The organism is Pengzhenrongella sp., assembly GCF_036565025.1.
Taxonomy (GTDB): Bacteria; Actinomycetota; Actinomycetes; order Actinomycetales; family Cellulomonadaceae; genus Pengzhenrongella.
Genome location: NZ_DATCNW010000297.1, coordinates 1 through 13616 on the forward strand (window position 1 = coordinate 1; position 13616 = coordinate 13616).

Below are 13616 nucleotides of genomic sequence, written 5' to 3' on the forward strand. Positions count from 1 at the left end.
CTGCCGGCGCGGGAGCCTGCGGTGCGGGCGCCGGTGCGGCCGGTGCCACCGGGGCAGCGGCGACGGGCGCCGGAGCCACGGGCGCGCTGGGCGCCGGGCCGGGCCGGGCCGCGCCGGGCTTGGGGGCTGCCTTGGCAGCCACGCCATCGCCCGAACCGGCCGGGTACAGGTCGCGCAGCTTGCGCACGACCGGCGGCTCAATTGTCGAGGATGCCGAGCGGACGAACTCTCCGAGCTCGCCCAGCTTGTTCATGATCGTCTTGCTTTCCACACCGAGCTCTTTTGCGAGCTCGTATACGCGGACCTTGGCCACAACTCTCCTGTCTCGGCCCGCCCGGACAGGGTCAGACCGTCGTTAGTACTGGGTACTCACTGCGTACTCACTGGTGGGTGCTCATCGGGCAGCCATCGGCTTCCAACCCGCTTCCATGTCGGATGAATCGGTCGTTCGTTCAGCTGCCGGCAACGGGGCCGGCATCGGCTGGTTCCCCCAACGCCGCGAGATGCGCGAGCACCGCTGAGGCGTCCGCCGGTCCTGCGAGACGCAGGGCCCGGGGGAACGCCCGACGGCGTTCGGCGAGTTCGAGGCACCGAAGATCGGGGTGCAGCCACGCTCCCCTGCCCGGCAGACGGCGCCCGGTGTCGACCACCAGCGCGGAAACCTCTCCCGCACCGACGTCGGTCGCCACCACGCGCAGCAAGTCGGACCTGGACCCGTGGGACCGGCACCCCACACACGTGCGAACGGGGCCTGTGATCGGCCCCGGAGTGCTCGCGGAGGAGAGCCGGGCATCGCGCCCAGCCGCGGCAAGTCTACCGCTCTCGCTCACCGAGCGTTACCGGGCGAGCCCTCCCCGCCGCGCTGGGCCGCGCGCTCCTTGGCGTCACCGGCCGACCGCGTGCCGGACGGCGCGCCCTCGCCCTCCTCGGCGACGGCGGCGTCGGACCGGATGTCGATCCGCCAGCCGGTGAGCTTGGCGGCCAGGCGGGCGTTCTGCCCCTCCTTGCCGATCGCGAGCGACAGCTGGAAGTCGGGCACGATGACGCGCGCGGCCCGGGCGACCGGGTCGACGATCGTCACCGAGAGCACCCGGGCGGGCGACAGCGCGTGCGCGACCATCTCGGCCGGGTCGTCGCTGTGGTCGACGATGTCGATCTTCTCGCCGTGCAGCTCGGCCATCACGGCCCGCACACGCGAACCCAACGGGCCGATGCAGGCACCCTTGGCGTTCAGCCCCGGGACCTTCGTGCGCACCGCCATCTTGCTGCGGTGCCCGGCCTCGCGGGCGATCGCGATGATCTCGACGGTGCCGTCCGCAATCTCGGGGACCTCGAGCTCGAAGAGCTTCCGGACGAGGTTCGGGTGGGTGCGCGAGAGCGTGATGGCGGGGCCGCGGGCGCCCCGGCCGACGTCGAGCACGTAGCCGCGGATGCGCTCGCCGTGCACGTACTTCTCGGTCGGGACCTGCTCGTGCGCGGGCAGCACGGCCTCCGTGCCGCCGACGTCGACCAGCACCACGCGCGGGTCGCGGCCCTGCTGGATGACGCCCGCGAGCACCTCGCCCTCCTTGCCCCGGAAGTTGCCGAGCACCTGGTCGTCCTCGGCGTCGCGCAGCCGCTGGACGATGACCTGGCGCGCCGTCGCCGTCGCGATCCGGCCGAAGCCCTCGGGGGTGTCGTCGTACTCCGGTCCGGGATCGCTCGCGATCCCGTCCTCCCCGATCACCACGTCGTCGGTGACCCACACCGTGACGTGGCCGCTCTTGCGGTCCACGACCGCGCGGGCCTTGGCCCGGGCGCCGGGCGTGCGGTGGTACGCGGAGACCAGTGCCTGCTCGATTGCCGAGACCAGCACATCCAGGCTGATGTCGCGCTCACGCTCCAGCAAGCGCAGCGTCGTCATGTCGATATCCATGTCAGCTCTCTCCGTCGGCGTCGTCGCCGGCCTGCGCCCGGGAGAGCTCGACCTCGACTGAAGCGCTCGCGATGTCCGCGAGCGCGATGTAGGTGGGTTCGCCCGCCACGTCCCGGCCGGTGGCCGGGAGGACGGGACTCAGGGTCAGGGTGTCGTCGATGACCGCCGTGAGGCGGCCGAAGGCGGGCGAACCGTCGCGGCGCACGAGGCGCACGAGCCGGGTCCGGGCCCGCTTGAAGTGGCGCAGCTCGGTCAGCGGCCGGTCCGTGCCGGGGGTGCCGACCTCGAGGGTGTACTCCCCCGGGACCGGAGAGGCCTCGTCGAGCGCATCGCCGACGCCGCGCGCCACGACGGCGAGCGTGTCGAGGTCGAGGCCGCCGACGGCGTCGTCGCCCAGGTCGATCGTCAGGCGCACCACCGTGCGGCGCCCGGCGGGGCTCACCTCGAGGTCCTCGAGGACCAGGCCCGCTGCGGTGACGACCGGTTCGACCACCGTGCGAACCCGTTGCGTGCTCGTTGCTGGCGCCATGCTGCGTCTCCCGTCGTCTCCAGCGGGCGACCCGGCTGGATTCGACCCTGTGATGTTGTGCGACTACCAGCCTACCGAGTCCTGCGGGCCCGGTCGGCATGGCAGGATCACCCGCGATGACCTCACCCTCCCGTCCCGCGCGACGCCGACCCCATCTGGCCGCCGTCGCGGTGGTCCTCGCGCTCGTCGGGCTGCTCACGGGATGTGGGCTCCGCATGGAAACCCCGCCGCCCTCGCCGCGCACTGTGGACGCCAACGAGGTGGCCCGCGAGCGTGCGGTGACGGACTCCGTCGACCTCGAGGCGGCGGCCGCCACACCCGGCGCGGACCCGGGCAAGCCGGTGAACAAGATCCGCGCGACGATCGTCGCGGCGGCCCACGCGCACGTCGACCAGCTGGGCGGCCCGTACGTCGCGGGCACACCGAGCCCCACCGGGTCGCCGACGCCGTCGACCGGTCCGAGCGCCGCGCCGACGTCGACCGCGTCCGCTGCACCGGCGTCGGGCGTCGTGGTCGTCGCCCGGCTCGTGCTCGGCGCCACCCACGCGCGCGAGGACGCCGAGACGGTGCCCGACGGCGGGCTCGCGCGGCTGCTCGCGTCGGTGTCCGCCGCGCGGCTCCTGCAGGCCCGGCAGCTCGCGGCCGCGGACAAGCTGGTGCCGCCGAGCCTGTCCCACGCCACGATGCCCGACGCGCTGCCGGCCGGGGTCGAGCCGAGCGCGCTCAGCGCCCTGGTCGCCGGCGAGGACGAGGCCGGCTACGGGTACGAGGTGATCGCCGCCAAGCTGTCCGGACCCGAACGGACCAGCGCGCTGGACCGCGCCGGTGAGCACCGGACCCGCGCGGAGGCGTGGGCGAGGCTCGGGACCATCGCCGAGACCCACCGCGACCCGCGCCGGGCGGCCTACGCGCTCCCGAAGGGCCTCGACGACCCCGCCGCGGCGAAGGCACTCGCGAAGTCGATGGCGCAGGCGCTCGCGGTCTCGTACGCCGCACTCGTGGCCGACGCCGAACCGGGCTCCCGCGCGGAGCTGATCAGCTCGCTGGTCGCGATGTCCGCCGAGGCGATCGACTGGGGCGCGCCCGTACCGGTGTTCCCCGGCCTCCCCGAGCGCGCCGCCCGCTGACCGTGTCAGACGTTGCGCGGTCACCAGGACGTGCTGCGTCCGACAACTCCCACCAGCGGAACTCGTCAGACGTTGCGCGCGGTATAGCCCTCGCAACGCCTGACTCGGAGGCGGTGCTGCGGGCCTCGGGCATCGGGCTGGGATAGGAGCGCTCGAGCCCGTGAGTGTAGGGCTGGGTGTATCGAACGTGCACCACTGGGTGCAACTTCGATACCCCCAGCCCTACCCCCAGCCCGGTGCGCCCCGCGGACATCCCGCGCCGCCGACGGCGAGCAGTCACCGGCCCGCGCAGAGCTCGAGTTCGCCGGTCCGTCCCCGAGTTCGTCGTTCGATCGACGAACTCGACTGGAAACGGCGAACGCGGCGGCCGACCGGGGCCAGCGTCGCGCGCGTCGCCGCAGACTGGGACTCAGCGAGTCTCAGTGCAGCCCTCGGTGCATCGAAGGTGCACCCCTGGCGCGCGTTGGCTGCACAGAGAGTTGCACTGAGCAGGTTTCGGCGGGAATCCGGCACAGCACCCCCTCGGGCGCGACCCACGTCCAAGACCCGCCTCGCAACGCCTCCGAACTGCCCGCGAGCTCGCTGGACCGACGTGTCAGACAACTCTCGCCGGAAAACCAGTGTCAGCGCAGCGCGGTCCCCGCGCGCTGCGCCTGACAGCTCCGGGGGCGGCGTTTAGTTCGAGAGCAGGGCGTCCACGAGCTCGGCGACCCGGTCGGGCGCCTCCGCGACCGGCACCTGCTCGGCGCCCGGTCCGTCCTCGCTCGCACGCCGCGGCCGGACCTCGACGACGCCCTCGGCCAGGCCCCGGCCGACGACGACGACGAGCGGCACCCCGAGCAGCTCGGCATCGGCGAACTTCACGCCGGGCGAGACCTTGAACCGGTCGTCGTAGAGCACCTCGATGCCGCGACCCGACAGCGTGCACGCGAGCGACTGCGCGGCCTCGAACACGGCCGGGTCCTTGCCAGTGGCGACGACGTGCACGTGCGCCGGGGCGATCTGGGCCGGCCAGGCGAGCCCGGCGGTGTCGTGGTGCGCCTCGGCGAGCGCGGCCAGCACGCGCGAGACGCCGATGCCGTAGGAGCCCATGGTCACCGTGGTGGCCTTGCCGTTGCGGTCCAGCACGCTCAGGCCGAGGGCCTTGGCGTACTTGCGGCCCAGCGCGAAGATGTGACCGATCTCGATCCCGCGCGCGAGCTCGAGCGGCCCGGACCCGTCGGGGGCCTCGTCGCCGGCCCGGACGTTCGCGGCCTCGACCGTGTTGGCGGCGCCGTCCTGGCCCGCGGCGACGAAGTCCCGCCCGGCGACCAGGTCGAACACGTGCTTGCCGGGAGCGTTCGCGCCGGTGATCCAGCGGGTGCCGATGGAGATGCGCGGGTCGAGCAGGTACCGCACGCCGAGCGAGACGCCGTCGGCGCCGGTCGGGGCGTTCTCCCCGAGCGCCGCGGGTCCGATGTAGCCGCGGACCAGCTCGGGGCGCTTAGCGAGGTCCGCCTCGCTCGCGGCCTCGACTGCCGCCGGGGTCACCGACGCCTCGAGCCGGCGCAGGTCGACCTCGCGGTCCCCCGGCAGCCCGACGACGAGCAGCTCGCGCTTCCCGGTCGGCTGGACGAGCGCGAGCACGACGTTCTTGAGCGTGTCCCCGGCGGTCCACGGCCGGTCGTCGCGCGGGAACCGCTTGTTCGCGGCCTCGACGAGCGTGTCGATCGTCGGGGTGTCCGGGGTGTCCTCGACGTGCGCCGCGGGGGCGTCGTCGAACGCGACGGGGGGCGGCGTCGTCGTCGTGACGGCCTCGACGTTGGCCGTGTAGCCGCCGGCCGAGCGCACGTAGGTGTCCTCGCCGATCGCGGTCGGGGTGAGGAACTCCTCGCTGCGCGAACCGCCCATGGCGCCGGAGGTGGCCGCGACGATCACGAAGTCGAGCCCGAGCCGGGTGAAGATCCGGCGGTATGCGTTGCGCTGCTTCTCGTAGGAGGCCTCGAGGCCTTCGTCGTCGACGTCGAAGGAGTAGGCGTCCTTCATGATGAACTCGCGGCCGCGGATCAGGCCGGCGCGGGGGCGCACCTCGTCGCGGTACTTGGTCTGGATCTGGTACAGCGAGAGCGGCAGGTCCTTGTAGGAGGAGTACAGGTCCTTCACGAGAAGCGTGAACGCCTCTTCGTGGGTCGGCGCGAGCAGGTAGTCGTCGCCCTTGCGGTCCTTGAGGCGGAAGATGTTCGGCCCGTACTCGGTCCAGCGACCGGTCACCTCGTACGGCTTCTTGGGCAGCAGCGCCGGGAAATGGACCTCCTGCGTGCCCGCGGCGTCCATCTCCTCGCGCACGACTGCCTCGACCTTGCGCAGCACGCGCAGCCCCAGCGGGAGCCAGGTGTAGATGCCGGGCGCAGACCGGCGGATGTAGCCCGCGCGCACTAATAGTCGATGGCTAGCCACCTCGGCATCGGCCGGATCTTCCCGGAGAGTGCGCACAAAGAGGGTAGACATCCGCAAGAGCATGGGCGCCAGCCTACTGGCGGCGCAGACCCGGTTTCGCCGCACCCTTTCGCCGCGGAGTTCGCCCCGGTGCGCCACGATGGGCGGGTGCCCGAACTGCCGGAGGTCGAGGCGCTCGCGCGCTTCCTGCGCGAGCGTGCGGTCGGGCGTGTCGTGGCGACCGCCGACGTCGGCGCGATCAGTGCGCTGAAGACCTTCTCGCCGGCTCCCGGCGACCTGCTCGGGCGCCCGCTGACGGGGGTCGCGCGGCACGGAAAGTGGCTCGACCTGGGTACCGGTCCGGTGGGGCCCGCCGGGGCCGTCGAGACGCCGCCGGGGGCCGCTCGCCCGCCCGACGACGCCGGGCCGCACCTGGTCTTCCACCTCGCCCGGGCGGGCTGGCTGCGCTGGTACGACAGGGTGCCGACGACGCCGGTGCGCCCGAGCACCTCCCCGCTCGCCCTGCGGGTGCGGCTCGACGACGGCGCGGGCTTCGACCTCACCGAGGCCGGGACCCGCAAGCGGCTGGCCGTGCACGTGGTCATGGACCCCGGCGAGGTCCGGGCGATCGCGACCCTCGGCGTCGAGCCGCTCGGCCCGGAGTTCACCGTGCAGCGGCTCGCCGAGCTGCTGCACGCCCACAACCAACAGGTCAAGGGCCTGCTGCGCGACCAGTCGGTGATCGCCGGGATCGGGAACGCCTACTCCGACGAGATCCTGCACGCGGCCCGGATGAGCCCGTTCGCGCTGACCCGCTCGTTCGACGCGCCGCGCACCGCCGCCCTGCACACCGCGATCCTCGACGTGCTCGCCGAGGCCGTCGCCGCGTCGTCGGGCAAGCCGGCCGCCGAGCTCAAGGACGCCAAGCGGCGCGGGATGCGCGTGCACGCCCGCACCGGGGCGCTCTGCCCCGGCTGGAACGGCGTCCCCTGCGGCGACACCGTCCACGAGGTCAGCTTCGCCGACAGCTCCCTCCAGTACTGCCCCACCTGCCAAACGGGCGGCCACCCCCTAGCAGACCGCCGCCTAAGCCGCCTCCTGCGCTGACCCCGCCCCGCTCACCCCCGTTCCGCCCGGTCCCCGCCCAGTCCCCGCCTTCCGTCGTCCCCACCGGGCGCCCGCCGTCCCGCGCCGCAGACTGCGCACATCGGTGCATCTTGCGCACATCCGATGTGCGCAGTGAGCACCGATGTGCGCAGCCTGTACGTTTCCGTCCGACGACGACGGGGCCGGCGGCCCGGCCGGCGGCCCGGCCGGCGGTCCGGCCGGCGGCCCGGCGGCGGTGAGCGCTCGGCGCTCAGACCGCAGACTGCGCACATCCATGCAGACTGCGCACATCCGATGTGCGCAGGCCGCACCGATGTGCGCAGTCTGCGGCGATTGCGCCGGGTGGTCGACCGAGCGAACCTCGGGCGCACGGCAGACGGGCGCGCAACCGACCACAGACATGACGGTCGCGCTCGCGTGCACAGGTCGCGAGGGCGGGAGATGCCGGCACGGGCCAGGGGCGGCACGATCACGCGATGGCATCCGAGAACACCGTCCCCGGTCTGGCGCAGACGCTCGGCGTCGAGGCAGGAGCGACCGTCCTGCACGAAGACCTGGCTGCCGCCGCACTCAGCGACGGTGATATCCGGACGCTGCGTCGGCGGGGCGAGCTCGAGCGGATCTTTCGTGGTGCGTATCGGCTCCCGAGCGGCCCGGTGTACTCCGATGCCCGATACCTCGCGACCGTCTTGGCCTTCGCCGACACCCGCCGACATGTTTCCGATCCTCCCGTGATCGCCGGCCCGGCCGCCGTCGTCCTGCACGGGTTGCCGCTGCTCGGCGCGCCGCCGCGGCTCGTCCACGTCGCCAGGGCGTATCCCGGTGGGCGATCGGCTCGGGGGCTCGGAATCCCCGTCGGCGAGGTGCCCGCCGATCAGCTCGCCACTGTCGCCGGAACCGCCACCGTTCGCGCGGCCCGTGCGGCGCTGGACACGGCGCGATTGATGACCCTCGAGGCAGGGGTCGTCGCTGCCGACGCCGCCCTGCGGCGGGGCCTCACGAGCACGGACGAGTTGCGCGCCGTCGTCGACACGCTGAAGGGATGTCGCGGGATCGAGCGCGCGCGTCGGTGCGTCGAACTGGCTGACGGCGCGTCGGAGAGTCCGGGCGAGTCCTGGTCAGCCGTGGTGCTCGACCGTCTCGGGATCATCCGGCCCGAACGTCAACAAGAGTTCTTCGACAGTTCAGGCTTGATTGGGCGTTCGGACTTCTGGTGGCCCGACCAGCAGACGGTGGGCGAGTTCGACGGCCGGGTCAAGTACGGCCGCGCGAACCCGACGGGACGCGCTCCCGAGGATGTCCTGTGGTCCGAGAAGGTACGGGAGGACCGCCTGCGCGGCATTGGCCTGTCGATCGTGCGCTGGACCACCCCCGACCTCCAGCACCCGCACTCCCTGGCAAACCGCCTAAAAGCAGCACTTGCGAGGTGAAGATCCGATTTCGGGCCAAGAACTGCGCACATCCGCGACAAGTGCGCACATCGGATGTGCGCAGCCGGCACGGATGTGCGCAGTTTGCGGCGCAGGGACCGGAGCGGGCGGAACAGGGACGACGGGTGGGGGTTAGAAGAGGACTGTGGCGTAGGTGCCTACTTGGCGGAAGCCAACTCGGCGGTAGGCCGCTAGGGCTTTGGTGTTGTAGTCGTTGACGTAGAGGGAGACGGTGTCGGCCACCTCGTTGCGGGTCGCCTCCACCACGGCGGCCATGCCGGTCTCGGAGAGGCCCTGGCCGCGGTGCTGGGGTGCGACCCAGACGCCCTGGACCTGCGCGACGCCGACGGCGACCGCGCCGAGCTCGGCCTTGAAGGCCACCTCGGGGCCGCGCGCCCCGCGCACCAGCCGGATGAACGAGCGGTCCTCGGCGATGAGCGACCGGACCCTGGTCTCGTACGGCCCGTTGGGACCCGACGCCGGGGAGTAGCCGACCTCCTCCGCGAACATGGCGACGCACGCGGGCAGCACGAGCTCGTACTCCGAGGTGCGCGAGCGGCGCACGAGCGGGTCGGGCTCGACCAGCGGTGCGTGATCGATGACCAGCGACGGCTGGTTCGCACGGATCTCGCGGGGGCGCGACCACACGTCGGACAGGCGCGCCCACAGGCCGAGGGCGGCGTCCGCCTCCCCGACGATCGAGGAGCACTGGCGCCCCTGAGCCCTGGCGAGCACCGCGAAGGCGTTCAACGCACCCTTCGCGCCGGCCGGGACGACGGGGACGAGGTTCGCGCCCGCCCAGCACACGGCGAGCAGCTCACCGCCCTGCTCGAAACCCCAGAGCTGGCCGCCGGAGGAGCGCAGCCCGGAGCGAACGACCGCCTCGATCCGGTTCGCGGCGAGCACGGACTCGACCGGCACCGTTGCGCACAGCGCCGCGGCGGCCCCGAGGTCGTCGTCATCCAGCACGCGCGCGCCGGTGGCGGTCACGCTGAGGGTGGACCCACGCCATCGTGCCATGGGTGAATTATGGCCCCCGGACCTGGGAGTTGTGTGCATACGAGCCGATCGGGTATCCCGGGTCAGGAAACGGTGACGACCGGGGGCGCGGACTCGACCGGCTCCATCGACTCGGCGATCCGCATCGCCTCCTCGATCAGAGTCTCCACGATCATCGCCTCGGGCACGGTCTTGATGACCTGGCCGCGGACGAAGATCTGTCCCTTGCCGTTGCCGGACGCGACGCCGAGGTCCGCCTCGCGAGCCTCGCCCGGGCCGTTCACGACGCAGCCCATGACAGCGACGCGTAGCGGGACGTCGAGCCCCTCAAGCCCGGCCGCGACCCGCTCGGCGAGCGAGTAGACGTCGACCTGGGCCCGCCCGCAGGACGGGCAGGAGACGATCTCGAGCTTGCGGGGACGCAGGTTGAGCGACTGCAGGATCTGTATCCCGACCTTGACCTCTTCGACCGGCGGGGCCGACAGGGAGACCCGGATGGTGTCGCCGATGCCCTTGCTGAGCAGCGCACCGAAGGCGGTCGCGGACTTGATCGTGCCCTGGAACGCCGGGCCGGCCTCGGTGACCCCGAGGTGCAGCGGCCAGTCGCCACGCTCGGAGAGCAGCTCGTAGGCGCGCACCATGATGACCGGGTCGTTGTGCTTGACGGAGATCTTGAAGTCGCGGAAGCCGTGCTCCTCGAAGAGCGACGCCTCCCACACCGCGGACTCGACCAGCGCCTCGGGCGTGGCCTTGCCGTACTTCGCGAGCAGGCGCGGATCCAGCGAGCCTGCGTTGACGCCGATCCGGATCGAGACCCCGGCGTCGGTCGCGGCGCGCGCGATCTGCTTGACCTGGTCGTCGAACTTGCGGATGTTGCCGGGGTTGACCCGGACGGCCGCGCAGCCCGCGTCGATCGCGGTGAAGACGTACTTGGGCTGGAAGTGGATGTCGGCGATCACCGGCAGCTGCGACTTGCGCGCGATGGTCGCCAGCGCGTCGGCGTCGTCCTGGGTCGGCACGGCGACGCGCACGATGTCGCAGCCCGCCGCTGTCAGCTCGGCGATCTGCTGCAGCGTCGAGTCGATGTCGGTGGTCTGCGTGGTGCACATCGACTGCACGCTGACCGGGGCGTCACCCCCGACGTCGACCTTGCCGACCTTGATCTTGCGGGTGGGTCGACGGGGGGCCAGGACCGGGGCTGGCGCCTCCGGCATACCGAGATTGATCGCTGTACTCACGATGGAAGTATCCCTCTCTCCGGCGGACAGGTGCTCACAGGGTGACCGGACGCACGATGTCCGCGTAGATGAGCAGCAAGCCGACGCCGGCGAGCAGCACGAACATGCCGTAGGCCAGCGGCATCATGCGGGCGACGTCGACCGGGCGCGGTCGGGGCAGCCCGCGCAGCCGCGCGGCCTGTCGGCGCACGCCCTCCCACAGGGCGCTCGCGACATGGCCGCCGTCGAGCGGCACCAAGGGGATCAAGTTGAGGGCGAACAGGCTGAGATTGAGGGAGAACAGCAGGCTGAGCATTCCCTGGACCACGCCGGTGAGCCCGAAGTCGCCGCCGCCGCCGGCCGTGATGTCGCCCGCGATCCGCCCCATGCCGACGATACCGATCACTGAGTCCTGAGCGCGCGGCGCGGACCCAAACACGGATCGCGCTACGTCGCCGACGCGGGCGGGCAGCGTGGCCACGATCTTTACCGTGCCGACCAGAGCGGAACCGAGGGACTGCGGCACGGTGGACCACGGCTGGCCCTCCAGAACGATCTTCGGACCGATGCCGAGGAATCCCCCCGGCTTGGTGAGCGCCCTGCCGTCCTTACCCAGCACCGCTTTGCCCGCTGCGTCGACAACCGGCCGCGGCACGCGCACCGGAGTCACCGTGAGCGAGCGCTCGACGCCGTCCCGTGTGACGACGATCGGCACCGCACCGCCGCCGGTGGCCCGGATCAGGTCGGAGAGCTGGGACCACGAGGAGATCGCGACACCGTCGAACTTCGTCACGACGTCGCCCGCGACGAGCCCGGCGACGGCCGCCGGCGATTGCGGATCACCGGCCGCGCACTTCGTGGCACCGGCCGCGGGCACGCAGCCCGTCACGGACGCCACCGTCGACGTCGCGGTCGGCTGACCGATCCCGACCAGCATGACGGTGAGCAGCACGGCGGCGATCACCAGGTTCATCACCGGCCCGCCGAGCATGACGATCAGCTTCTTGGGGGTGGACAGGCGATAGAACGCCCGGTGGTCCTCGCCCGGGTGGATCTCCTCGTGGCTGGCGACGCGCGCCTCCTGCGCGACCCGGCCGAGCCAGCCCTTCACGGGCGGGTTCCCGACCGCGTCCGGCGGCGGGTACATCCCAACGAGGCGCACGTACCCGCCGAGCGGGATCGCCTTGACGCCGTACTCGGTCTCGCCGCGGATGCGTGACCACAGGGTCGGGCCGAAGCCCACCATGTACTGGCTGACCCGCACGCCGAACCGTTTGGCAGGCAGCATGTGCCCGACCTCGTGCAGCGCAATGGACGCGAGCAGCCCAACGAACAACACCAGCACGCCCACCAGGTAGTTCATCCGTCTCCGATCCGTGCGCGCAGAGAAGACCGCGCTGTGCGAGGGCGACCATCATCCCCCGGAACGCTGAAAGTTGGCTGAAAGCCTCCACTGCTCATCCCTCCCGAACCTCCCCGGTGGTGGCATTGTCGGAGGATGACCTCCGACTCCGACACCCGCCCGCTCGCGGCCCCGGACCTGGCCCAGGTCCGCCGGCTCGTCACCGCCGTCCCGGGACCGAGATCGCTCGAGCTGGCGGCCCGGCGGGCCGCCACGGTGGCCGGCGGCGTCACGAGCACGCTGCCGGTCTACGTCGCGCGCGCCGGTGGCGGCGTGCTCGAGGACGTCGACGGCAACACGTTCATCGACCTCGGCTCGGGCATCGCGGTCACCTCGGTCGGGAACGCGGCGCCCGCGGTCGTCGCGGCCGTCGCCGGCCAGGCCGCGGACTTCACGCACACCTGCTTCATGATCACGCCGTACGAGGAGTACGTCGCGGTCTGCGAGGCCCTCGCCCGGCTCACGCCCGGCGACCACGACAAGCGCTCGATGCTCGTGAACTCCGGCGCCGAGGCGGTCGAGAACGCGGTCAAGATCGCGCGCCGCGCGACCGGCCGCGACGCGGTCGTCGTCTTCGAGCACGCCTACCACGGCCGCACGAATCTGACGATGGCGATGACGGCCAAGGCCATGCCGTACAAGACCGGCTTCGGGCCGTTCGCGGGCGAGGTCTACCGCGCCCCCGTCTCCTACCCGCTGCGCGAGCCCGCAGCGATCAGCGGGCCCGACGCCGCCGCGCGGGCGATCGCGGTGATCGAGAAGCAGGTCGGCGCGGACCAGGTCGCGGCCCTGGTGATCGAGCCGATCCTGGGCGAGGGCGGCTTCGTGGTGCCCGCGCCAGGCTTCCTGCCGGCGCTCGCCGCGTGGGCGCGAGCCAACGGGATCGTGTTCGTGGCCGACGAGGTCCAGACCGGCTTCGCCCGGACCGGAACCATGTTCGCGTGCGAGCACGAGGGCGTCGTGCCGGACCTGGTGACCATGGCCAAGGGCATCGCGGGCGGGCTGCCGCTCGCGGCGGTCACCGGACGCGCCGAGCTCATGAACGCGGTACACGGCGGCGGCCTCGGCGGCACGTTCGGCGGCAGCCCGGTGGCGTGCGCCGCGGCGCTCGCCGCCATCGAGCTGTACGAGAGCGCGGACCTCGCGGGCGCCGCACGCGCGATCGAGGCGCGCATGGTGCCGCGGCTGCGGGCCCTGGCGGCACGCACCCCCGCGATCGCGGAGGTCCGCGGGCGCGGCGCGATGCTCGCCATCGAGCTGGTACGCCCGGGCACCCTCGAGCCCGACGCCGCCGAGACGGCCCGGATCGCGCGCGAGTGCGCCCAGCGCGGGGTCATCGTGCTCACCTGCGGCACGTTCGGCAACGTGCTGCGCTTCCTGCCGCCGCTCGTCATCACGGCCGGCCTGCTCGACGACGCGCTCGACGTCCTGGAGTCGGTCGTCACCGGGGCCGTCGTCGGCGGGCAGGGGTAGGG

General features: G+C 72.4%; 12 protein-coding genes. 4 read left to right on the forward strand and 8 right to left on the reverse strand.

The window, feature by feature from the left end; genetic code table 11:
- The 4 genes from VIM26_RS17015 to rimP form a co-directional block, all read right to left on the reverse strand.
- On the reverse strand, positions 1–313 hold a 313-nt coding region (locus VIM26_RS17015; RefSeq protein ID WP_331953313.1), incomplete at its 3' end, for a translation initiation factor IF-2 N-terminal domain-containing protein.
- Positions 314–452: 139 nt separating this feature from the next.
- Positions 453–830: a YlxR family protein gene (locus VIM26_RS17020; RefSeq protein WP_331953315.1), complete on the reverse strand. Its 378-nt coding sequence runs from the start codon at positions 828–830 to the stop codon at positions 453–455.
- Complete coding sequence (gene nusA / locus VIM26_RS17025) at positions 827–1915, reverse strand: transcription termination factor NusA (protein ID WP_331953317.1); 1089 nt, start codon at positions 1913–1915, stop codon at positions 827–829. The genes VIM26_RS17020 and nusA overlap by 4 nt, the downstream gene beginning before the upstream one ends.
- 1 nt (position 1916) lies before the next feature.
- On the reverse strand, positions 1917–2444 hold the full coding sequence (rimP, locus tag VIM26_RS17030) for a ribosome maturation factor RimP (protein ID WP_331953319.1): 528 nt from the start codon (positions 2442–2444) through the stop codon (positions 1917–1919).
- A 116-nt stretch (positions 2445–2560) separates the two neighbouring features.
- On the opposite strand from rimP, the gene VIM26_RS17035 reads away from it, so the two are divergent.
- The gene (locus VIM26_RS17035) at positions 2561–3571 is read left to right on the forward strand and encodes a ferritin-like domain-containing protein (protein ID WP_331953321.1); all 1011 of its coding nucleotides are present in this window, start codon (positions 2561–2563) and stop codon (positions 3569–3571) included.
- Between the two features lie 675 nt (positions 3572–4246).
- Here the strand turns inward: VIM26_RS17035 and VIM26_RS17040 are convergent.
- Entirely contained in the window at positions 4247–6070 is a 1824-nt protein-coding gene (locus VIM26_RS17040) for a proline--tRNA ligase (RefSeq protein ID WP_331953323.1), read from the reverse strand.
- Between the two features lie 84 nt (positions 6071–6154).
- Here VIM26_RS17040 and VIM26_RS17045 point away from each other — a divergent pair, with 84 nt between their 5' ends.
- Positions 6155–7093 (forward strand): DNA-formamidopyrimidine glycosylase family protein, encoded by a 939-nt coding sequence (locus tag VIM26_RS17045; RefSeq protein ID WP_331953325.1) that lies wholly within the window; start codon positions 6155–6157, stop codon positions 7091–7093.
- A 476-nt stretch (positions 7094–7569) separates the two neighbouring features.
- Positions 7570–8523 (forward strand): type IV toxin-antitoxin system AbiEi family antitoxin domain-containing protein, encoded by a 954-nt coding sequence (locus VIM26_RS17050; RefSeq protein ID WP_331953327.1) that lies wholly within the window; start codon positions 7570–7572, stop codon positions 8521–8523.
- Between the two features lie 132 nt (positions 8524–8655).
- On the opposite strand, the gene VIM26_RS17055 is transcribed toward VIM26_RS17050, so the two are convergent.
- The 3 genes from VIM26_RS17055 to VIM26_RS17065 form a co-directional block, all read right to left on the reverse strand.
- The gene (locus VIM26_RS17055) at positions 8656–9543 is read right to left on the reverse strand and encodes a GNAT family N-acetyltransferase (protein ID WP_331953329.1); all 888 of its coding nucleotides are present in this window, start codon (positions 9541–9543) and stop codon (positions 8656–8658) included.
- A gap of 62 nt (positions 9544–9605) precedes the next feature.
- Positions 9606–10736: a flavodoxin-dependent (E)-4-hydroxy-3-methylbut-2-enyl-diphosphate synthase gene (gene ispG / locus VIM26_RS17060; RefSeq protein WP_331953360.1), complete on the reverse strand. Its 1131-nt coding sequence runs from the start codon at positions 10734–10736 to the stop codon at positions 9606–9608.
- 58 nt (positions 10737–10794) lie between these two features.
- Positions 10795–12102 (reverse strand): site-2 protease family protein, encoded by a 1308-nt coding sequence (locus tag VIM26_RS17065; protein WP_331953331.1) that lies wholly within the window; start codon positions 12100–12102, stop codon positions 10795–10797.
- A gap of 135 nt (positions 12103–12237) precedes the next feature.
- Between VIM26_RS17065 and gabT the strand changes: the two genes are divergently transcribed.
- Entirely contained in the window at positions 12238–13614 is a 1377-nt protein-coding gene (gene gabT / locus VIM26_RS17070; protein ID WP_331953333.1) for a 4-aminobutyrate--2-oxoglutarate transaminase, read from the forward strand.
- Positions 13615–13616: the final 2 nt, after the last annotated feature.

Coding starts and splice junctions, on each gene's coding strand:
- ispG (WP_331953360.1), bottom strand. CDS start 10,736: ATGCCGGAGGCGCCAGCCCCGGTCCTGGCCCCCCGTCGACCCACCCGC.
- nusA (WP_331953317.1), bottom strand. CDS start 1,915: ATGGATATCGACATGACGACGCTGCGCTTGCTGGAGCGTGAGCGCGAC.
- VIM26_RS17055 (WP_331953329.1), bottom strand. CDS start 9,543: ATGGCACGATGGCGTGGGTCCACCCTCAGCGTGACCGCCACCGGCGCG.
- VIM26_RS17050 (WP_331953327.1), top strand. CDS start 7,570: ATGGCATCCGAGAACACCGTCCCCGGTCTGGCGCAGACGCTCGGCGTC.
- VIM26_RS17065 (WP_331953331.1), bottom strand. CDS start 12,102: ATGAACTACCTGGTGGGCGTGCTGGTGTTGTTCGTTGGGCTGCTCGCG.
- VIM26_RS17035 (WP_331953321.1), top strand. CDS start 2,561: ATGACCTCACCCTCCCGTCCCGCGCGACGCCGACCCCATCTGGCCGCC.
- gabT (WP_331953333.1), top strand. CDS start 12,238: ATGACCTCCGACTCCGACACCCGCCCGCTCGCGGCCCCGGACCTGGCC.
- rimP (WP_331953319.1), bottom strand. CDS start 2,444: ATGGCGCCAGCAACGAGCACGCAACGGGTTCGCACGGTGGTCGAACCG.
- VIM26_RS17040 (WP_331953323.1), bottom strand. CDS start 6,070: ATGCTCTTGCGGATGTCTACCCTCTTTGTGCGCACTCTCCGGGAAGAT.